Here is a 19,124-nt window from a genome sequence, read left to right on the forward strand (position 1 = left end):
GTGACCACTCAGGAGCAGGTTCTCGACGTGGCGCGGCGCGCCCGGCAGGCGGCGGCCGAGCTCGCCCCGCTGCCGCGCGCCACCAAGGACGCCGCGCTGCACGCGATCGCCGACGCCCTCCTCGCCCGGTCGGCCGAGATCGTCGAGGCGAACGCCGGCGACGTCGCGCGGGCCCGCGAGGCCGGCACGTCCGAGTACATGATCGACCGGCTGAGCCTGTCCACCGAGCGCGTCGAGAAGATCGCGGCCGCCGTACGCCACGTGGCCTCGCTGCCGGACCCGGTGGGGGAGTCGGTCCGGGGCTACACCCTGCCGAACGGCCTGGAGCTGCGGCAGGTCCGCGTGCCGCTGGGCGTCGTCGGCATCATCTACGAGGGCCGGCCGAACGTCACCGTCGACGCCGCCGCGCTGACGCTCAAGAGCGGCAACGCCGTGCTGCTGCGCGGCTCCTCCTCGGCGTACGACTCCAACGTCGCGCTGGTGGAGGTCATGCGCTCCGCGCTCACCGACGTGCCCGCCGACGCCGTGCAGCTCGTCCCGGGTCGCGACCGCGACTCGGTGAAGTACCTCATGCGCGCCCGCGGCCTGGTCGACGTGCTGATCCCGCGCGGCGGCGCGTCGCTGATCAATTCGGTCGTGGAGGAGTCGACCGTCCCGGTGATCGAGACGGGCGTCGGCAACTGCCACGTCTACGTCGACGCCGACGCCGACCTCGGCATGGCCGTGGACATCCTGGTGAACGCCAAGACGCAGCGGCCGTCGGTGTGCAACGCGGCCGAGACGGTGCTCGTTCACCGCGACGTCGCCGCCGACTTCCTGCCGCGCGCCCTGGAGGCATTGCGCGGCAAGGGCGTGACCGTGCACGGCGACGAGGCCGTGCGCGCGTACGGCGACGACGTCGTGCCCGCCACCGAGGAGGACTGGTCGAACGAGTACCTCTCGCTCGACCTCGCCGCTGCCGTGGTCGGCTCGCTGGAGGACGCGGTCGCGCACATCCGCCGGTACGGCTCGGCGCACACCGAGGCGATCGTGACGACCTCCCAGTCGGCGGCCCGCCGGTTCGTGGCCCTGGTCGACTCGGCGGCCGTCATGGTCAACGCCTCGACGCGGTTCACCGACGGCGAGGAGTTCGGCTTCGGCGCGGAGATCGGCATCTCGACCCAGAAGCTGCACGCGCGCGGCCCGATGGGGCTGCCCGAGCTGACCTCCACCAAGTACGTCGTCACCGGCGAGGGTCACCTGAGGGGCGCCTGACCCGGCGTTCGCCGGGCCGTCCGGCGAGCGCCAGCGCCGCGGCCAGGCAGGCCACCGGTACGACCGGCAGGACGTACCGGTGGTCGAAGTCGAGGACCGCGACCGGCACGACCAGCAGCGTGACCGCCGTGCCCCAGGGCAGCAGCGTGCCGCCGCGCCGCAGGCCGAGCGCGCCCGCGAGGAGGATCGCCGCCAGGAACGGGCCGCGCAGGTAGGCCGGGTACTGGTAGGCGCGCAGCACGGCGGCGTACGGCTCGACGGAGTGGTACTCCCCGGTGGCGCCGGGGTCGTACGAGGACAGCGTCCGCAGCGCCGACGGCGGGACCCCGACGGGCGCCCAGCGGCCCTTCGCGAAGCCGAACGCGGGCGTCACGCGCCGGGGATGGCGGGCCGGTGTCCAGTGGAAGGTCAGAGAGACGTCGCGGCCGACCGCGCCGAGGTAGTCCAGGGGCTGGGCGAGGATCGCCCGCAGCGCGAACGACCGGGCGAGGTCGTTGTTCGCGGCGGCGCCCCCGCGCACGCGGTTGAGGGACGAGCGGGGATCCCACACGTACTCCGACGCGGCGTCCTGCCGGGTGCCGTTCGGGCACAGCGCGGCCTCGTCCGGCGGTGGCTGGATCCGGCGGCAGTCCGCGAAGGTCATGGTCCGCGCCCAGAGGGCGACCCCGTCGGTCCCGGAGAGGGCGAAGCGGCCGTTGTCGGCCCGGTACCAGCCGGCGAACAGCGCGAGGGGCAGCAGGCCCGCGACCGCCGCGGCGGCGAACCGGCGCACGCCGATCCGGCGTACGGCCAGGTAGAGCAGTACGAGCAGGAGCAGCGGCAGGCCTGCGCTGCGGGTCAGCGCGGCCGCCGCGAGCGCCAGGCCCGCGCCCGCCGCGGCACGCGCCGACGGGCGGCCGGGCGACCACATCAGCGTCACCACCGCGACGACCACGAGGAACAGGAACAGCGTGTCGGACAGCACGGCGTGTTCGAGCTGGAGCATCTGCCCGTCGAACAGGACCGGCACCGTCGCGAGCACCGCGCCCCACCCGGGCACGCCCCTGCGGCGGAGCAGCGCGTAGATCAGCAGGCCGGTCGCGAGGCCGAGGACGTGCTGCGTCGCGACCACCACGGGGACGCTGTGGAACGGCAGGAACAGGCGCAGCAGCAGCGGGTAGCCGATGCCGCGGAAGCCCGTCCCGGGACGCAGGTGCAGCGCGAGGCCGAGGTACTCGTAGGAGTCGATGTAGTACACCCGGCCGGGCCGGTATCCGAGCATCGTCACGATCCGCAGCCCGGCCGCGACGGCGAGGACCACGCCGAACGGCGCGTGCGCCGCCCACCGCGAACGTCCGGCGGGTCGGCGGGACGGCAGCCGCGAGACGGGCGCGTCGGCGAGAAGGTGCGGCAAAGCGGCTCCTTATTGTAATTTCGTCCAATAGCGTGCGGACAAGCGTCACCGGCCGCCCGGCGGCGCGTTACGCGCCGCCGGAAGGCGGTCTCAGTCGCGGGTCAGTTCCAGTACGGGTCGTTCTCGAACACGCAGGGCCGGACCGGCCCGGCCACCAGGTAGGACCCGAGCTTCCACAACTTCGTGCGGTGCGACTCGGCGAGCTCCACCACGAGCGTCTGACCGGGCTTGATGCGCTGGGGGAAGATCTTGAAGGACTGGAACGAGCGCTTCGACGCCGGCCACACGAGCGGCTGGTGCGCGAGCATGTCCCGGTACGACCGGGGCAGGTCGGACATCTTCGTCACGGACTTCGACGGGGTCGGGGGAGCGGGCTGGTCGACCACGGCGCCCCGCTCGCCGGTGCATCTCATGTGCTGGGGCAGATAGGTGATGTCGGTACGGGCGCCGTCGTCCGCGAGTTCCGCCTGCAGCCGGGCCGCCGCGCGCAACTCCTTGACCGTCACGGTGATCGAGCCGTCGGCGTTCCGGGTGACCGCGTAGGCCGCCGTGGCCTCCGAGCCGATCAGCGCCGGGACGGCGAGCGCCGCGAGAACGGCCACCGCGGCGGCCGCCACGGTCACCGGCCGCCACCGGACCCTCGTGGGTCGTCCCGCCGTGCGCCACCGCCGCCGCACCGTGCCGCGTCGCCGGGAGGCTCGGTCCGCCACCTCGGTCTTCAGCTCCGCCAGGAGCCTGTCCTCGAAGCTCATCGCAGTCCCTCCACGGCGACGGTCGGGCCGGTGTCGGGATCGCCGCGCAGCGATCGGCGGGCCCGGTGCAGCCGGACCCGGGCGGTGTTCTGCCGGATGCCCAGGACGGCGGCCGCCTCCCCGACGGTCAGTTCGTCGATCGCCACGAGTTCCAGCACCGCGCGCTCGCCCGGCGGCAGGCCGGCCATCGCGGCCAGCAGCCGGCGCGCCGGTCTCTCCGCGTCGATGCGGTCCTCGAGCCGGGACACGTCGTCCGTGTCGAGCAGGCGACGGCCGGCGATCCGGTGTTCGAGCCGCTGCTGTCGTGCCTCCCGCCGCCGGTACGCCGCGAGCGTGTTGCGCGCCACGCCGTGCAGCCACGCGACCTCGGTGCCACGGTCCGCGCGGTAGGTGTGCGCCGAGTCGATCACCGCGACGAACACGTCCGCGACCAGGTCGGCGACCAGGTGAGGATCGTCGAGCCGGCGGGCCACGAACCGCGTGACCGCGTCGACGTGGCGCCGGTAGAACCGCTCGAACGCCTCAGGGTCGGTGGCGACCTCTGCCGGCGATGCGTGCCTGCCGCGCATCGGTCCGCCTCCTTCACCGTTCCGCCGGATCACACCCTTACTTGGTCATTGGCGAAGGAAGGGTTACATGCTAACTTTTCTTTGCAGGGGCAAAAAATTGTTAGGAGAGTCTCCGTGCCGACCGGTGACGAGCTCGTGGAGGTGCTGGCGACGCTCGCCAACCCGCATCGCCTGCGCGTCGTCGCGGCGCTGGCGCGTGAGCGCAACTACGTCAGCCGGCTGGCCCGTGAGCTGGGCATCAGCCGTGCGCTGCTCCAGGTGCACCTACGGAAGCTGCAGGCGGCCGGGCTCGTGTCGGCCCAGATGGAGCTGTCCGAGGACGGGAAGGCGATGAAGTTCTACGAGGTGACCCCCTTCTCCATCCAGCTCACCCCGGAGGCCGTCGCGGCCGCCGTACTCACTCTCACCACACCCGAGATCGTCCAGCGCGACGGCGGGGAGGAATCACCCATATGAACGGGCATGCCTTGGCGGAAGTCATCGGAGCCGCCGGACTCTCCACGGTGGTCGCCGTGACCATCTGGCAGGTCGCCGCCATCGTGCGGGCCAAGATCCTGGCGCCGCGCGAGGGGAGGTACCAGGAGCTCGCCGAGAGCACCGCGGCCGTGCAGGAGAGGACCGACCTTCAGCTCCGGGAGATCACCCTGGTCCTGGAGGACATGCGCGGGCGCCTGGCCTCACTGGAACGGATCCTCAAAGAGGTCGAGTAACGATCGGAGGACCCCGGGCCGCCGAGCTGCAACTCGGCGGCCCAGGTAGCGAAGAAGCATCACCTCGCCCGAGGGCGAGTTCTCGTCGAATACCCCTTCGTGGAAAGGACAGCAGTTCATGCTGCGCATTGGCAAGTCGGCCCCGCCGGAGACCGCGGCGCGGGCCCCGGCAGGGCCCGCGCCCCTCGTGGAGCGCGTCGCGGGGTGGTCGGTGCGGCACCGCACACCGGCCATCGCGGGCTGGTTCGCCCTGGTGATCCTCGCCGTGCTCGCCGGCACGCTGATCCCGGGTCAGGGCGCCGGCGGCATCGATCCGGGGGAGTCGGGCCGGGCCCAACGAGTCCTGGACGCCCAGCACGCCTACGTGCCGGTCCTGGAGAACGTGCTGGTCCAGTCCCGTACGGGCGGACGGTTCGCGGACGACCCGGACCTGCGCCAGGCCGCGCGGGACCTGGAGGCGGCGCTCCGGCGGACGCCCGGTACGGTCACAGGCTTCCGCTCGCCCCTGGTGTCCAGGGACGGCCGCTCCGGCCTGGTCACCTTCCAGCTCGCGGGACCGTACGAACAGGTGGACGCGCAGTACGACGCCGTCGTGAAGGCGGTCGCGGAGGTGGCGGCCCGCCATCCGGGGGCGCGTGTGGCCCAGGCCGGCGACCGCAGTCTGAGCTCCGCGGTCGACGAGGGCATCAAGGGCGACTTCAAGCGGGCCGAGCACTTCTCACTGCCGATCACCGTGGTGATCCTGCTGGTGGTGTTCGGCTCGCTGATCGCGGCGGGCATCCCGCTGCTGCTGGCGCTCAGCACCGTCATCGGCGCGTTCGGCCTGTTGCAGGTGGTCGATCACTGGACCCCGATCAACAGCGCGACCCACTCCATGGTCCTGCTGATCGGCGTCGCCGTCGGCATCGACTACTCGCTGTTCTACCTGCGACGCGAACGCGAGGAGCGCGCCGCGGGCCGTACCGTCCGGGAGGCGCTGCGGGTCACCGCCCGCACCTCCGGGCACGTCATCCTCGTCTCGGGCCTGACGGTGATGCTCTGCATGACCGGGCTGCTGTTCAGCGGGCTGGCCGAGCTGCGCGGGCTGACGATCGGCGCGGTCCTCGTGGTCGGCCTCGCGATGGTCGGCTCGGTGACCGTGCTGCCGGCGCTGCTGAGCCTGCTGGGCCGCTGGGTGGACCGGGGCCGGCTCCCATGGTTGGGCCGCCGGCGTACGGCCGCGGCGGAGTCACGCACCTGGACGGCGGTCGCGCGGGTGGTCGTGCGGCGGCCGCTCCTGTGGGGCGGCGCGGCCGTGCTCGCCCTGGTGGTGATGGCGCTGCCCGTGTTCGGGATCCACCTGCAGGACGCCGCCGTGACCGACAGCCTGCCGCGCAGCGTGCCCGTCGTGGACGCCGCCGTCCGCATGCAGGAGGCCTTCCCGGGCACGCCGTCTCCGGCTCGCGTGGTGGTGTGGGAGACACGTGACGGCGCGCTCGACGGTCCGGCCGCACGGCGGGCCGTCGACGGCCTGCGGGGCGACGGGGCGCAGCCGATCGCCCAGGCGCGGGTCGGCCGGGCGCTGCTCCTGCGGGTGCCCCTGGCCGACTTCGGCAACGGGGAGACGGCCGTCCGGGCGCTGGGCACGCTGCGGCACCGCTCCCTGCCCGCCGCGTTCGGGCACGTGGACGGGGTCGAGTACGCGGTCACCGGCCGGACCGCGCTGGCGTACGACTTCACCCGGCAGCTGTCCGGCCGTACGCCGCTCGTCTTCGGGTTCGTGCTCGTGCTGGCGTTCGTCCTGCTCGCCGTGGCGTTCCGTTCCCTCACCGTGCCGCTGGTCTCGATCGCCTTGAACCTGCTGTCGATCGGCGCCGCGTGCGGCGTGCTCGGCTGGGTGTTCCAGGGCGGCCACGGGGGCTCGCTGCTCGGCTTCACCTCCTACGGAGGGATCGTCGACTGGCTCCCGGTGTTCATGTTCGTCGTCCTGTTCGGCCTGAGCATGGACTACCACATCTTCATCCTCAGCCGGATCCGCGAGCGCCGGTCCGGCGGAGCCGGTCCGCGCGAGGCGGTCGTCGAGGGCGTCGGCGCGAGCGCGGGCGTCGTGACCAGCGCCGCCGTCATCATGACCGCGGCCTTCAGCGTCTTCGTCGTGCTGACCGCGATCGAGTACAAGATGATGGGCGTCGGGCTGTCCGTGGCCATCCTTCTCGACGCCACCCTCGTACGCGGCGTGCTCCTCCCGGCCGCTCTGGCCCTGCTCGGCGACCGGGCGTGGGGTCGCCGCCGGTGAGAAAGGCTGGGTCGCCCCGGCGGGTGGGTTGCGGACCCGCCGGGGCGACCGCCTCTCCCGGCGGAGGGCCGGTGGCCGGGGTCGCCTAGTGAACGGTCAGGTCCGCGGACTTACCGCCGGCGACGATCTTGTACTGGCCGGGCACGACCGACCGGGTGGACGAGCCGTTGATGTCGCCCTGCGTCACGGCCAGGCGCGACACCGGGAACGACAGCGAGACGGTCGTCGACTGGCCGGCCTTCAGCGGCACGCGAGTGTAGGCGACGAGGCGGTTCGGCGGGACGAGGATGCGGCTGACCGGCTGCTGGGCGAAGACCGGTACCACCATGTCGCCGTCGCGGGAACCGGTGTTGGCGACCTTCACCGACACCTTCACCGTGCTGCCGCCGGACACCGAGACGTCGTTCACCGCGTACGAGGTGTAGGACAGGCCCGCGCCGAAGCCGAACAGCGGATCGTAGGACGAGCTGGTGCCGGAGTTGGTGCCCGGCAGCTGCTGGTAGAACATCGGCTCGTCGCCGGCGACCTTCGGCCACGACACCGGCAGGCGTCCGCTGGGGTTGGCCTTGCCGAACAGGACGTTCGCCACCGCCGTACCGCCCTCGCTGCCCGGCAGCCAGGACATGAGCAGCTGCTTGGCGTCGGCGGCGCCGCCGAGGGCGAGCGGCCGCCCGGCCACGACCACCACGATCACCGGCTTGCCGGTGGCCTGCAGGTCGTCGACCAGCTTCTGCTGGTCGGCGGCCAGCTCGGGCGTCTCGTTGTCGTTGGTGCCCTCGGCGCCCGGCTTCTCGCCGACCACGACGACGGCCGCGTCCGCGCCCTTCGTCTGGTCGACCGCGTCACCGGCGTCCTTGACCAGCTTGGCGTGGTCGCCGATGAGGTTCTTGATGCCCTGGTAGACCGTGACGCCCGGATCGTTGACGCCGTCCGGGATGCCCTGCCACTGGATCGTCCAGCCGCCGTCCTGGTTGGGGATCGAGTCGGCGCTGGGGCCGGTCACGACCACCTTGCCGACGCCGGTCGACAGCGGCAGCACGTTGCCGTCGTTCTTCAGCAGCGTCTGCGACTCGGTGGCCGCGCGGACCGCGAGGTCCTTGTCGGCGCCGAGCGCGATGCCGTCCGCCTGGGAGGCGTCCACGTACGGGTGCTCGAACAGGCCGAGCTTGAACTTCAGCGTCAGGATGCGCGAGACGGCCTCGTCGATGCGCGCCTTGGACACCTTGCCGCTCTTGACGTCGGCGATGAGCCCGTTCACGTAGTCGTCGACGCTGCCCGGCGGCAGCATCGCCATGTCCACGCCCGCGTTGACCGCGATGGCCGCGGCTCCCGCGTAGGTGTCGCTCAGGTGGTAGGCGGTCTGCAGGCTCTGGACGTCGTTCCAGTCGCTGACCACGACGCCCTTGAAGCCCCACTGCCTGCGCAGCAGGTCGGTGAGCAGGTAGTGCGAGGCGTGCGCCGGGATGCCGTTGACCGAGCCGGAGTTGGCCATGAGGGTCAGCGCGCCCGCGTCGACCGCCGCCTTGTAGGCCGGCAGGAACGTGTCCTGGAAGTAGCGCGGGTCCAGGTGCGCCTCGGTGCGGTCATGGCCCGCGAACGGCGCGGAGTAGCCGGCGAAGTGCTTGACCGTCGCCGCGACCTGACCGGACTTCTGCAGGCCCTGGATGTTGGCGGCGCCGAGCGAGCCCGCGAGGTACGGGTCCTCGGAATAGGTCTCGTAGTAGCGGCCCCAGCGGGTGTCACGGGAGATGTCCTCGACGGGCGCGAAGTCCCACTGCGGGCCGGTGGCCTTGACCGCGCGCGCGGTGGACTCGCCCATCGCCTCGGACAGCTGCGGGTCCCAGGTGGCGCCGACGCCCACCTGCTGGGGGAACTTCGTGGCGCCGAGGACGTTGTTGTGCCCGTGTACGGCGTCGACGCCGTACACGATCGGGATGTGCAGGCGGGAGTGGTCGATCGCGTACTTCTGGACCGCGTTGACCATGTCGGCCCAGTCCTTGGGCGTGTTCTGCGGCGGGGTCTCCCCGCCGCCGGACAGCACCGAGCCGGCTTTCAGGTCGGTCAGGATGTGCTTCATGCAGGACTCGACCAGGGCGCCGCCGGCCCACTGGCAGTCGCCCTGCATGTTGACCACCGCCGGCTGGGTCATCTGACCGACCTTCTCCTCGAGCGTCATGCGCTTGAGGAGGTCGGCCACACGGGCGGGCACGGGGGCGTGCGGGTCCTGATATCCGGACTGGGCGCTGGCGCCGGTCGCGCTCAACGCCAGGCCGGAGAGGGTGAGAGTGACGGCCAGCCCGATGTGGGCGGCCCTGGACCTCAGTCTCATGACGCGTGTCTCCAGGCGGGGGATCAAGAAGAGGCTCTGTGATCAAAGACCCAGCCGAAGATCAAATCAAGGCTTGAATTAAGTTTGGCCGAAGCCTGCCAGAATCGTTCAAGAGTTGAACGCGACCTGGAGAACGAGCGCCAGCGCGCCGAGCACCTCCGCGCGGTCGCCGAGGACCCCGGGCACGATCGACACCAGCGAGGCCGCGCTGGCGATCGCCGATCGTCTCACCGCCTCGGCCATCGGATCCAGCAGCAGCGCCCCCGCACGGCCCAGGTCGCCGCCGACCACGACACGCGTCGGGTTCAGCAGGTTGCACAGGCCGGCCACACCGGCGCCGACGTAACGGCCGGCGTCGCCGACCGCGCGGCGGCACGGCGCGTCGCCGGCGAGGGCCAGCTCGACGATCCGCGCGGTGGTCAGGCCGTCGCCGTGCGCGTGCCGCAGCAACTCGGCGAGGTAACGGCCGCCGGCGTAGGTCTCCAGGCAGCCGCGGTTGCCGCAGCGGCACATCGGCCCTCGCTCGTCGAGCGTGAGGTGCCCGAGCTCGCCCGCGGTGCCGCCGGGCCCGTGGTAGAGACGGCCGCCGATGACGATACCGGCGCCGACGCCAGAGCTGATCTTGATGTACGCGGCGTCGGCGTGGCCGTGCGCCGCGCCCCACGTCATCTCGCCGAGCGCGCCGAGGTTGGCGTCGTTGTCGACGTGCACGGGGCGGCCGAGGCGCCGGGCGGCCTCGTCGGCGGCGTGGATGCCGGCCCAGCCGGGCAGGATCGTGCTCGACCCGATCGTGCCGGTCACCGCGTCGACCGGACCGGGCACGCCGAGCCCGATCCCGACCACGTCCTCGCGCGTCGCGCCGGCCGAGGCCAGCAGCCCGTCCATGAGACGTTCCGCCGCGGACAGGCCGTCGGCCGCCGACGCGCCGACGTCGAGCGGCATGACCCGTTCGGCGATCACCTCGCGGGCGAGGTTGCCGATCGCCACGCGCAGGTGCGAGTGGCCGAAGTCGACCCCGACGGCGAGCCCGGCGCCGGGAGCCAGCGACACCGCGCGGGCCCGGCGCCCGCCGGCCGACGTCGGCGTCACGACGAGCAGCCCGCCGGCGGTCAGCTCGCGCACGATGTTGGAGACGGTGGCGCGGGAGAGCCCGGTGCTGCGCGCGATGTCGGCCTGGGTCGGCGCCCCGGACTCGCGCACCGCCTCGATGACCCGCCGCTGGTTGGCCTCCCGCAGGGACGTCTGCGAGCCCGGCATCGCCACCATCGGTCCCCCAGCGGGTCTACGGTGTTCAAGAAGTGAACTCCAGGCTACGCGCAACCGTGCTCGGAGTAACCTGCCTCGGCACGCTCGCCGGCGTGCACCGCGTGTGTCGCGGGTCCGGCGTCATGGGGGACTCGGCCCCGCACGGCGATCGTCATTCGCGGCATTCACCGCTATCGCACATCTTCGAAGTGTCATAGCGGCACTTCCGGCGTTTGCCGTCGATCCTTCAGGTAAGGCGCGATCGCTGTACGATCAGGCCATGGCGCAGTGGTCGGTAGAGCGGTCGGACACCGGCCCCGGAAAGACCCCCCGCGGTGTCGGCGAAGCCGATGAGGGCCGCGTACGGGCGACCGTGGTCGACGAGCGGTTGGAGACCGTACGTGTGGAACCGAGGCTGCTGCGATCCTCACGGGAGGAGCTGAGCCGGCTTCTCATCGAGGCGGTCAACGCCGCGCTCGAGGACTTCCGCGCGCGTCGCTTCGACGGCGAGGCCCCGGATTTCGATTTGCGCGAGATCATCGCCGACCTGCAGAAGGCGAACGAGCAATTCCGGCGCGACATGAGCCAGCGGATGGAGTTCGCCGCGGACGTCGTCACCGAACTGCGCCAGGCCGGGGTCAGGGTGGCCGATCTGCCGACCCTGAACGTCGACGACATGGTCGACGAGGTGACCGGCCTCCTGCGAACGGTGGACGAGGCGCGGCACCTCGGCGACGAGGACCTCACCGGCACGGGCGAGGCCCCGCGGGCGTCGGTGCGCGCGGTGTGCGTGCCCGTCGGCCGGCTCAAGTCACTGGTTCTGGACGCCCGCGCGACGCGCGGCACCGTCGAGCTCGAACGTGACGTCGTGACCGCGGTGAACGCCGCGCTGGACGACCTGGACGCCAGGACGCGGGACCGGCGGGCGGAGTCCGACGTCGATCCGGAAGCGGTGAAGAAACAACTCGGTCAGCTGAGGGAACGGAACATGGCCCGGCTGGAGTCCTACTTCCGGGCGCTGAGTGACGTGATCAACGGCATCGAGCCGGAGCGTTGAGGGAGCAAGGATGACCGAGCCGCAGATCGAGTACGACCGGCCGCAGCTGAAGCTGGCCGGCGACGGCATCGTGACCGCCCACGAGAACGCCCGAACCCACCTGGCCAACACCCAGACGCAGATCGAGGGGTTCGGCGAGTGGTGGAACCCCAACAACGACCCGAACGATCTGATCGGGGGCGTGCTCGGGGGGTGCTTCACGGCCGTCCACCAGATGATGATGTCCACCGGCCAGCAGAACCTCGACGTGCTGCACAGCCACGGGCAGGCGATGCAGGTGATGTCCGGGAACATGACCGGAGCGGAAGACGCGAACACCGGCCTGACCCAGTCGGTCTGACCCTGATCCGAGGAGGCCGGACGCGGCCGGAAAGGTGACACGATCCAATGGCGATAGAGCTCCCGGGCTGGTTTGCCAAGCTGCTCAACCTCATGGGCATAGCCGGAGCCGCGGGCTGGACGAACGCCAATGAGGACACGGCACACGCCGTCGGCACCGTGTACCAGCAGCACGCGACCAACGTTCAGCCCGCGGTGACCGACGCGAAGACCCACGGGCAGCGCGCGACCTCCGCCGTCCAGAGCGCGGCCGGGACGTCGATGACGCAGACGATCGACCATCCGCAGGGCGCGATCAACAACCTCATCGACCACCACAAGGGCGCGCTGGTGACGGCGCTCATCGCCGGCGGAGTGGTGCCGATCGGGCTGGCCTCATACAAGATCTTCAAGCTCGTCGACGGCGGCGTGACCGCGGCGCAGATCGCGACGTCCGCCATGATCCCCGGCGGTCAGGTCGCCATTCCGGAGGAGCTGGCGATCGGCCGTCTGCTGCAGACCGGCATCACGAACACGCTGCTCGCGCTCCTCCTCGGGAACTCGGACACCAAGTCGGCTTAGACCGTCTGAGCGGACCGACGTACTGGAACGCGTCGACGCCCGGCAGACCGTCTCCGGCTGCCGGGCGTCCGTTCGAGGATGAGGGGGCGGCGTACCGCCGTCAGGACTCGCGGTTGCGGTCGTCGCCCGGGCGGCCGCCGAAGCGGGAGAAGATCTTCTCGCCCACGTTGACGGCGCCCTCGGCCGCGCCCTTGACCACGCCGATGAACGGGTCCTCGCTACGGTTCCACGACTCGCGGTAGGCGCGGGCGGCGTTCTTGATCTCATCGGAGATCGAGGCGTTCGCGTCGTCGGCCCGGCGCGGGTAGTCACCGCCGAGGATGCGCTGGTATTCGCCCTCGTTCGCCCAGTGCTCCAGCTCCGCGAAACGCACCACGGCGTACGGGTGCGAGCGGGTCAGCAGGTTGAGGAACTTCAGCAGCCCGTCGCGCACGTCGCCGGCCGCGTCGTACTCGCGAGCCTGCTCGCGGAACGCCTCGGAGTCCATCTCGGTCAGGCGGCCGCCGCCGGCGAGCTTCATCAGGGCGCGCTTGCCCGCGTCGACGTCCTGGCCGGCGAGCAGCCCGGCGCGGTCGGCGGACAGCTCGGCCTTGCGCTGCCATTCGTTCAGGCCCATGAGGATCGCGGAGATGGCGATGTTGCCGAACGGCAGCCAGGCGATCCGCGCGCCGAGGTTGGTCAGGATCAGCGCCATCGTCCGGTACACTGCGTGGCCGGAGAGCACGTGCCCGACCTCGTGGGCCACGACGAACCGCAGCTCCTCGTCGTCGAGCAGGTCGACAAGGCCGGTGTTGAGCACGATGAACGGGTGGTCGGTGCCGATCGTCATGGCGTTCGGCGTGGGGTCCTGCACGACGTACAGCTCCGGCACCTCGGGCAGGTCGAGGATGTAGGAGGCGTCGCGGACCATGTCGTTGATGTTGCGGAACTGCGTCTCACCGGCGCGTACGCTCCCGCCGAGGAACATCAACCGGATCGCGCGCTCACTGAACAGGCCCGCCAGGCGCTTGAGCACGGTGTCGAAGCCCGTCAGCGACCGCAGCGCCACCAGCGCCGACCGGTCGGCGGGGTGTTCGTAGGCCCGGGAGCTGATGCCCGGAAAGCGCGTGCGTGAACGGTCGGGCGTGTTGCTCGTCATGTCCGGCATGCTATGTCCGACGCTTGTGCCCCGCTCAGGGTTCCCCTCCCGCGTGTGCGCCATCTATGGTCCGGTTCATGGTGGAGGCGTACGGGCCAGGGCCCGCGGAGACGATGTCGCGCGACGAGCGGGCCGCACTGCAGCGGACCCGCCTGCGCGAACTGATCGACCGGCTCGTACGGGCCGGCGGCGTCCAGGGCGAGCGCCTGCGCGCGGCCGGCGTCACGGGCGCCGAGGACGTCGCGCTCGCCGATCTGCCCAAACTTCCGTTCACCACCAAGCAGGACCTGTGGGACTCCTACCCGCACGGCATGCTGGCGGTGCCGATGCGCGACGTCGTCGTGGTGCACGGCTCCAGCGGCTCGCGCGGCCGGCCGACGCTCGTCCCGTACACGCGGGGCGACCTGGAGCTGTGGGCGGCGATGTGCGCGCGGTCCCTGGTCTGCGCGGGCGCCGGCCCGGACAGCGTGGTGCACAACGCCTACGGCTACGGCCTGTTCACCGGCGGGCTCGGCATCCACCAGGGCGCGGTCGCCCTCGGCGCGACGGTCGTGCCGATGTCGGGCGGCATGACCGAGCGGCAGATCCGGCTGCTCGCCGACCTGCGGCCCGACATCCTGACCTGCACGCCGTCCTACGCGGTACGCCTGGGGGAGGCCGCGCGGGACGCCGGGGTCGAGCTGAACCTCAAGGCCGGCCTGTTCGGCTCCGAGCCCTGGTCGGAGGAGCTGCGCGGCACGATCGAGGACCTGCTCGGCCTGGCCGCGCTGGACATCTACGGCCTGTCGGAGGTCATCGGGCCGGGAGTGGCCACCGAGTGCCTCGAACGCGACGGCCTCCACGTCAACGAGGACCACTTCCTCGTGGAGGCGGTCGGCGAGGACGGCTCGCCGGTGCCGGAGGGCACGCCGGGCGAGCTGGTGTTCACCACGACGCGCGAGGCGATGCCGCTGCTGCGCTACCGCACCGGGGACATCGCGTCGCTGACGACCGCGCCGTGCCCGTGCGGGCGCACGCTCGTCCGGATGAGCAAGGTGCTGGGCCGCCGCGACGACATGCTGGTCGTCCGGGGCGTGAACGTCTATCCGCGCGAGATCGAGGCGGTGCTGCTGCGGCACGCCTCGCCGCACTACCAGGTGATCGTCGACCGGCGGGCGACCATGCCGCGGCTCATCGTGGCGTGCGAGGGGGCCGGTCCGGGGCTGGAGCAGGAGCTGTCGGCCGAGCTGGGCCTGTCATGCGAGGTCCGGGTGCTGCCGGCCGGCACGGTGCCGCGAGTGGAGATCGGCAAGGCGGTGCGCGTGGTGACCTGGGAGTCCGGAGAGGCACCGCTACCCGGCCTATAGTCCCCCTCATTGATGCTCATTTGCGACATAACGCCGTTCGTTCACTGGCTAACCTTTACCGATCCTTTGATCGGTGACGGGGCTTGGAGCGGGGAGTGTCGTGAACGGTGGACAGGGTGGCTTCGCGCCGCCGGATGGCGGGCGGTGGCCGGACGAGCCGCAGGACGGGGCGCCGTACGGGGCCGGAGCGCAGCCGCGATACGAGGGACGACCGGGCGCGTACGGCACGCAGCCCGAGGCGTACGGCACGCAGCCCGGCTCGTACGGCGGAGGGTTCGGATCGTACGGACCCGAGCCGTGGGAGGAGCCGTCGAGCCGGCGCCGGACGGGGCTGATCGTCGGTCTGGCGATCGGCGCGGTCGTCGTGCTGGGCGGCGTCGCCGCACTGGCCGGCGTGGTCCTGTCATCCGGCGACCACCACACCCGGCCGGACGCGGCCGCCGCGCCGTCCGGTGACGCGACCTCGCCGGCGGCCGAGAGCGTGACGCACTCCATCGTGCCGCCGATGACCGTCGGAACGTACCGGCGGCTGACCGGCAACGTCGCGGACCGGCTGGTCCAGAGGATGCGCCAGTCGATGGTCAAGGAGGACCGTCAGCACGCCGACGTGTACGCGAAGTGGAAGATCGCGATCTATACCTACGGCGGCGACCCGGACCGTCGGCTGCTCTTCGTGGGCATGTCGGCCAAGGACAGCCCGAAGATCGCCGAAGCGATGCGAACGACGTGCCCGTCGGAGCTGGTCGACCAGATGTTCCTCGGCACGGGAGTGGCCCAGACCAAGGACTACGCGCCCGGGCATTTCGGCGGCGTACTCCGCTGTGGCAAGGGTGATCTGGGCGGTATGACGGCGATGACCTGCGCGTGGGCGGACTCCTCCACTTTCGGCATGGTCGCCCAGCCCCAGAAGTCGGCCGCGACGCTGGCGCGGGTCACCCTCCGGCTGCGCGACGCCGCCGAACGCTGACGGGGGACGAGTGAACGACGGACAGGACGACGGGCCGGGGTTCGTGCCGCCGGACGGCGAGCCTCGGCCCGATGAGGGCCTGGCGGGCCGGAGCGACCCGCCGCGCGGCGGCCCGGGAGGCCATGAGGCCCCCGGCGGCCCGGCGTCGTACGGTGACGGCACGCTGCCCGGGCCGTACGGCGCGCCGGGTCCGTGGCCGTACGGGCCGGGCCCGCGGCCGCCGAAGAAGAACCGCCGGGGCCTGATCATCGGGCTCGTCATCGTGGCCGGCGTCGTGGTCGCCGCCGTTCCTCTGCTGCTCGCGGAGGCTGGATCACTGGGCGCCCCACACGAGGTGCACGCGATCGTCGTCCCCGAGACCTTCGGCCCCTACCAGCGGAAGACCGGAAGCGACGCGCAGCAGGCCGAGAAGGCCATGCTTCAGGAGATGGCACCGCACGGCGGCGCGTTCACGCACGCGAGGACCGCCATCTACCAGAGGCGCGGAAGCACCGAGCCTCCCATCGTCTTCATCGGGCTCTCGGCGAAGGACGCTCCGGCGGCGGCGAAGCAGTTGCGGTCCGCCACGCCGTCGGAGCAGGTCGACTGGGTGTTCGAGCCGCTGGGGATAAAGGGCAGCGCGAAGGACTACACGGCCGGGCGGTTCGGCGGTGTGCTCCGCTGCGGGAGGGGCAGGGACGAGGACGGGACGGTGGTGACCTGCGCCTGGGCGGACGGCTCGACCATCGGCATGGTGTTCAGGTCGGGATACCGCAGCGTCAAGTCCCTGGCCGGCGTCACGTTCGAACTGCGCAACGCGGCCGAGCACTGATGCCGGGCGGCGAATCGAGGGGGCGTACGAATCGGACGTCGGCGCCGCTGGTTAGGGTCGCGCCATCAACGGCCACGGGTTGAAGTCTGTGGCTTGCTCTCCGGGGCCCGTCTGGCTGAAGGGAGGCCGGTAGCGTGTGGGCGGTTGATGGCGCCCCAGCCCTCGACACCGCGGTTGGCGATGTTGATGGCTGCGATGTGGTCTGCGTGTCCAGCGAGATCGCAGGATCGGCACCTGAATGTGCCGCGCTCAGGCCGGTTGAGCCGGGTGACGTGTCCGCATCGTGGGCAGGTCTGACTCGTGTATGCCGGGTCGACGGTGGTGAAGGCGATGCCGGCGCGTTCGGCCTTACGCACCAGGTGTTTGCTGATCTGGTGGTTGACGTCTTTCATCATCCGCGACTCACGCCCGGCCAGCGTGCGCAGCCGACGCCGGGCCGCGGAGGTGCCCTTGGCCTGCAGCCGTCGGCGTTGCCGGTGCCGACGGTCGCGGAGACCACGGATGTGACCGTTGTTCTCGATCGTGCCGGGGAGGGTCTTGCCGGGCAGGACCTCACCGTCGGAGGTGACGGTCAGGTTCGCCGTGCCCTGATCAACCCCGAGGAAGCCATTGACCGGCTCGGCGAAATCCGGCCGGGGAAGGGTGACGGCGACTTGAAGAAGCCAGAGTCCGTTGCGTTCGATCAAGTCGCATTCCCCGATCGGCAACGTGGCGATGGCCTTCAGGTCGCTGTCCCGGCCGGTATAAGCCACGTGGATCCGGCCGGCGGGGGTCCAAACGGAGGCGATGCGGGCGTCTCGGTTGAAGCTGATCATTCTGGCGTCGTAGGGCACGGCGGCGTGTGGCCGGAAGACGTGCGCCCGTTTCCTGGTCGATCGGCGGTTGGCGTAAACGTCGGCGACGCGTGCGATCGTGCGTACGGTGGCCTGGGCGCCAAGATCGGCGAAGTGGTCGCGCAGGTGCCGGTAGATCAGCCGGTGCAACGCCAACTGCCCGAACACGCCCTGTTCCCAGGCGATGCGGGACGCGTAGGTGGCGGCGGTGTTGCAGACCGCCACGGCCGCGGCCAGCCGGACCGCCTGTTCAGGCGTGGGCGTCAGGCGTACCTGTACCGCCGAGGAACACCCTGCCTGCTTGACCGCCGACTTCCGCAACGTCACCGCCACCCTCCCTCCGCGCGATTCCGTTCCGTTCTCGTGGCGGAGACGTTACGGACTGCCACCGACAGTTCGTGACCCAAGTTGCTGTCCTGCGATCGACTTGTGAGGAGGAGGCGCATCGTCCCCGGTCGTGGCACCGGGGGTTTCCGCGCCACAAGAGGATGAAACGTCGACTCGGGGTCATGGGCGGCACCTTCGATCCCATCCACCACGGTCACCTCGTGGCCGCGAGCGAGGTGGCGCACCTGTTCGCGCTGGACGAGGTGATCTTCGTGCCGACCGGCCAGCCGTGGATGAAGGAGGGGCGGAAGACGTCCCCGGCCGAGGACCGCTACCTGATGACGGTGATCGCGACCGCGTCCAACCCCCGGTTCTCGGTCAGCCGCGTCGACATCGACCGGCCAGGGAAGACCTACACCATCGACACGTTGCGGGAGATGCGCGAAATACACGGGCCGGACGCCGAGTTGTTCTTCATAACCGGCGCCGACGCTCTGGGCGAGATCTTGTCCTGGCGTGACGCGGATGAGCTCTTCAACCTCGCACATTTCATAGGCTGTACGCGTCCCGGCCACAACCTCGCCGACCCCGGGCTGCCCGGCGGCGGGGTGAGCCTCGTCGAGGTGCCCGCTCTGGCGATCTCATCGACCGAGTGCCGCGAACGCGTGCGTGCCGGCGAGCCCGTGTGGTACCTGGTGCCAGACGGAATCGTGCAATACATCAATAAACGAGGGCTTTATCGTGGCGACTGACGACGAAGCCCCCGCAGGGAGGAACACGACAGCATCGTGACCGCATCCGACAGGGCCAACCAGCTGGTCCAACTCGCCGCCGAGGCCGCGGCGGAGAAGCTGGCCGAGAACATCATCGCCTATGACGTGAGCGAGCAGCTCGTCATCACGGACGCCTTCGTCCTCTGCTCGGCCGCCAACGACCGCCAGGTCCGCTCGATCGTCGACGAGGTCGAGAGGCGCCTGCGCGAGGACGCCGACGCCAAGCCGATTCGCCGTGAGGGCGAGCGCGAAGGCCGATGGGTGCTCCTCGACTACTCCGACATCATCGTGCACATCCAGCACGAAGAGGACCGCGTCTACTACGCGCTCGAGCGCCTGTGGAAGGACTGCCCGGAGATGGCTCTGCCCGAAGACGTCAACGCCCACGCGGCACAACGTGTACGCGCGGGTGACGGCCGGTGAGCCCGCAGATCCATCCGGACGA

Annotated in this window: 19 protein-coding genes; 12 read left to right on the top strand and 7 right to left on the bottom strand. The window is 71.1% G+C overall.

Annotated elements, in window-relative coordinates; all coding sequences use genetic code 11:
* Entirely contained in the window at window positions 1-1,254 is a 1,254-nt protein-coding gene (locus tag QSK37_RS29710) for a glutamate-5-semialdehyde dehydrogenase (RefSeq protein WP_285627663.1), read from the top strand.
* Here the strand turns inward: QSK37_RS29710 and QSK37_RS29715 are convergent.
* The 3 genes from QSK37_RS29715 to QSK37_RS29725 form a co-directional block, all read right to left on the bottom strand.
* A complete protein-coding gene (locus QSK37_RS29715; RefSeq protein WP_285627666.1) occupies window positions 1,223-2,647 on the bottom strand; it encodes a phospholipid carrier-dependent glycosyltransferase in 1,425 nt (474 codons plus the stop codon). The genes QSK37_RS29710 and QSK37_RS29715 overlap by 32 nt on opposite strands.
* A 101-nt stretch (window positions 2,648-2,748) precedes the next feature.
* Entirely contained in the window at window positions 2,749-3,399 is a 651-nt protein-coding gene (locus QSK37_RS29720) for a hypothetical protein (RefSeq protein ID WP_285627668.1), read from the bottom strand.
* The gene (locus QSK37_RS29725) at window positions 3,396-3,968 is read right to left on the bottom strand and encodes an RNA polymerase sigma factor (RefSeq protein ID WP_285627670.1); all 573 of its coding nucleotides are present in this window, start codon (window positions 3,966-3,968) and stop codon (window positions 3,396-3,398) included. The genes QSK37_RS29720 and QSK37_RS29725 overlap by 4 nt, the downstream gene beginning before the upstream one ends.
* Window positions 3,969-4,082: 114 nt before the next feature.
* Here QSK37_RS29725 and QSK37_RS29730 point away from each other — a divergent pair, with 114 nt between their 5' ends.
* The 3 genes from QSK37_RS29730 to QSK37_RS29740 all read left to right on the top strand — a co-directional run bounded on the left by QSK37_RS29730 (window position 4,083) and on the right by QSK37_RS29740 (window position 6,953).
* Window positions 4,083-4,424, top strand: a complete 342-nt coding sequence (locus QSK37_RS29730; protein ID WP_285627672.1) for an ArsR/SmtB family transcription factor — start codon at window positions 4,083-4,085, stop codon at window positions 4,422-4,424.
* 56 nt (window positions 4,425-4,480) lie between these two features.
* Entirely contained in the window at window positions 4,481-4,678 is a 198-nt protein-coding gene (locus QSK37_RS29735; protein ID WP_285627674.1) for a hypothetical protein, read from the top strand.
* 118 nt (window positions 4,679-4,796) lie between these two features.
* A complete protein-coding gene (locus QSK37_RS29740) occupies window positions 4,797-6,953 on the top strand; it encodes an MMPL family transporter (RefSeq protein ID WP_285627676.1) in 2,157 nt (718 codons plus the stop codon).
* A gap of 85 nt (window positions 6,954-7,038) precedes the next feature.
* Here the strand turns inward: QSK37_RS29740 and QSK37_RS29745 are convergent, their stop codons facing one another.
* On the bottom strand, window positions 7,039-9,282 hold the full coding sequence (locus QSK37_RS29745; protein ID WP_285627679.1) for a glycoside hydrolase family 3 N-terminal domain-containing protein: 2,244 nt from the start codon (window positions 9,280-9,282) through the stop codon (window positions 7,039-7,041).
* A gap of 108 nt (window positions 9,283-9,390) precedes the next feature.
* The gene (locus tag QSK37_RS29750; protein ID WP_285627681.1) at window positions 9,391-10,539 is read right to left on the bottom strand and encodes an ROK family transcriptional regulator; all 1,149 of its coding nucleotides are present in this window, start codon (window positions 10,537-10,539) and stop codon (window positions 9,391-9,393) included.
* Between the two features lie 268 nt (window positions 10,540-10,807).
* Between QSK37_RS29750 and QSK37_RS29755 the strand changes: the two genes are divergently transcribed.
* From QSK37_RS29755 to QSK37_RS29765, 3 genes are read left to right on the top strand one after another with little or no spacing between them, the layout of a single operon-like run.
* Window positions 10,808-11,584 (top strand): hypothetical protein, encoded by a 777-nt coding sequence (locus QSK37_RS29755; RefSeq protein WP_285580524.1) that lies wholly within the window; start codon window positions 10,808-10,810, stop codon window positions 11,582-11,584.
* 10 nt (window positions 11,585-11,594) lie between these two features.
* Window positions 11,595-11,924 carry a hypothetical protein gene (locus QSK37_RS29760; RefSeq protein WP_285627684.1) on the top strand — a complete coding sequence of 110 codons (330 nt, stop codon included), beginning with the start codon at window positions 11,595-11,597 and terminating at the stop codon, window positions 11,922-11,924.
* 47 nt (window positions 11,925-11,971) lie between these two features.
* Window positions 11,972-12,484 carry a WXG100-like domain-containing protein gene (locus tag QSK37_RS29765; protein ID WP_285627686.1) on the top strand — a complete coding sequence of 171 codons (513 nt, stop codon included), beginning with the start codon at window positions 11,972-11,974 and terminating at the stop codon, window positions 12,482-12,484.
* A gap of 100 nt (window positions 12,485-12,584) precedes the next feature.
* Here QSK37_RS29765 and QSK37_RS29770 read toward each other — a convergent pair whose 3' ends face one another.
* Window positions 12,585-13,622 (bottom strand): M48 family metallopeptidase, encoded by a 1,038-nt coding sequence (locus QSK37_RS29770; RefSeq protein ID WP_285627688.1) that lies wholly within the window; start codon window positions 13,620-13,622, stop codon window positions 12,585-12,587.
* A 77-nt stretch (window positions 13,623-13,699) separates the two neighbouring features.
* On the opposite strand from QSK37_RS29770, the gene QSK37_RS29775 reads away from it, so the two are divergent.
* The 3 genes from QSK37_RS29775 (at window position 13,700) to QSK37_RS29785 (ending at window position 16,746) form a co-directional block, all read left to right on the top strand.
* On the top strand, window positions 13,700-14,968 hold the full coding sequence (locus QSK37_RS29775; protein ID WP_285627692.1) for a phenylacetate--CoA ligase family protein: 1,269 nt from the start codon (window positions 13,700-13,702) through the stop codon (window positions 14,966-14,968).
* A 100-nt stretch (window positions 14,969-15,068) separates the two neighbouring features.
* Window positions 15,069-15,935 (top strand): flagellar basal body-associated FliL family protein, encoded by an 867-nt coding sequence (locus tag QSK37_RS29780; RefSeq protein WP_285627694.1) that lies wholly within the window; start codon window positions 15,069-15,071, stop codon window positions 15,933-15,935.
* A gap of 10 nt (window positions 15,936-15,945) precedes the next feature.
* Window positions 15,946-16,746 carry a hypothetical protein gene (locus QSK37_RS29785; RefSeq protein ID WP_285627697.1) on the top strand — a complete coding sequence of 267 codons (801 nt, stop codon included), beginning with the start codon at window positions 15,946-15,948 and terminating at the stop codon, window positions 16,744-16,746.
* A gap of 65 nt (window positions 16,747-16,811) precedes the next feature.
* On the opposite strand, the gene QSK37_RS29790 is transcribed toward QSK37_RS29785, so the two are convergent.
* Complete coding sequence (locus QSK37_RS29790; protein WP_285627699.1) at window positions 16,812-17,906, bottom strand: RNA-guided endonuclease InsQ/TnpB family protein; 1,095 nt, start codon at window positions 17,904-17,906, stop codon at window positions 16,812-16,814.
* Between the two features lie 161 nt (window positions 17,907-18,067).
* Here QSK37_RS29790 and nadD point away from each other — a divergent pair, with 161 nt between their 5' ends.
* Window positions 18,068-18,658: a nicotinate-nucleotide adenylyltransferase gene (gene nadD / locus QSK37_RS29795; protein ID WP_285627701.1), complete on the top strand. Its 591-nt coding sequence runs from the start codon at window positions 18,068-18,070 to the stop codon at window positions 18,656-18,658.
* A gap of 36 nt (window positions 18,659-18,694) precedes the next feature.
* A complete protein-coding gene (gene rsfS / locus QSK37_RS29800) occupies window positions 18,695-19,102 on the top strand; it encodes a ribosome silencing factor (protein ID WP_285580510.1) in 408 nt (135 codons plus the stop codon).
* The last annotated feature ends 22 nt before the right edge of the window (window positions 19,103-19,124 follow it).

Origin of the sequence: Actinoallomurus iriomotensis, from assembly GCF_030269445.1 — a bacterium.
GTDB classification, from domain to species: domain Bacteria; phylum Actinomycetota; class Actinomycetes; order Streptosporangiales; family Streptosporangiaceae; genus Actinoallomurus; species Actinoallomurus iriomotensis.

What these genes read in the sequence shown, in the direction of transcription:
- QSK37_RS29720 (WP_285627668.1), bottom strand. Translation starts at nt 3,399, where the DNA reads ATGAGCTTCGAGGACAGGCTCCTGGCGGAGCTGAAGACCGAGGTGGCG.
- QSK37_RS29725 (WP_285627670.1), bottom strand. Translation starts at nt 3,968, where the DNA reads ATGCGCGGCAGGCACGCATCGCCGGCAGAGGTCGCCACCGACCCTGAG.
- QSK37_RS29740 (WP_285627676.1), top strand. Translation starts at nt 4,797, where the DNA reads ATGCTGCGCATTGGCAAGTCGGCCCCGCCGGAGACCGCGGCGCGGGCC.
- QSK37_RS29745 (WP_285627679.1), bottom strand. Translation starts at nt 9,282, where the DNA reads ATGAGACTGAGGTCCAGGGCCGCCCACATCGGGCTGGCCGTCACTCTC.
- QSK37_RS29750 (WP_285627681.1), bottom strand. Translation starts at nt 10,539, where the DNA reads ATGCCGGGCTCGCAGACGTCCCTGCGGGAGGCCAACCAGCGGCGGGTC.
- QSK37_RS29755 (WP_285580524.1), top strand. Translation starts at nt 10,808, where the DNA reads ATGGCGCAGTGGTCGGTAGAGCGGTCGGACACCGGCCCCGGAAAGACC.
- QSK37_RS29760 (WP_285627684.1), top strand. Translation starts at nt 11,595, where the DNA reads ATGACCGAGCCGCAGATCGAGTACGACCGGCCGCAGCTGAAGCTGGCC.
- QSK37_RS29765 (WP_285627686.1), top strand. Translation starts at nt 11,972, where the DNA reads ATGGCGATAGAGCTCCCGGGCTGGTTTGCCAAGCTGCTCAACCTCATG.
- QSK37_RS29770 (WP_285627688.1), bottom strand. Translation starts at nt 13,622, where the DNA reads ATGACGAGCAACACGCCCGACCGTTCACGCACGCGCTTTCCGGGCATC.
- QSK37_RS29775 (WP_285627692.1), top strand. Translation starts at nt 13,700, where the DNA reads ATGGTGGAGGCGTACGGGCCAGGGCCCGCGGAGACGATGTCGCGCGAC.
- nadD (WP_285627701.1), top strand. Translation starts at nt 18,068, where the DNA reads ATGAAACGTCGACTCGGGGTCATGGGCGGCACCTTCGATCCCATCCAC.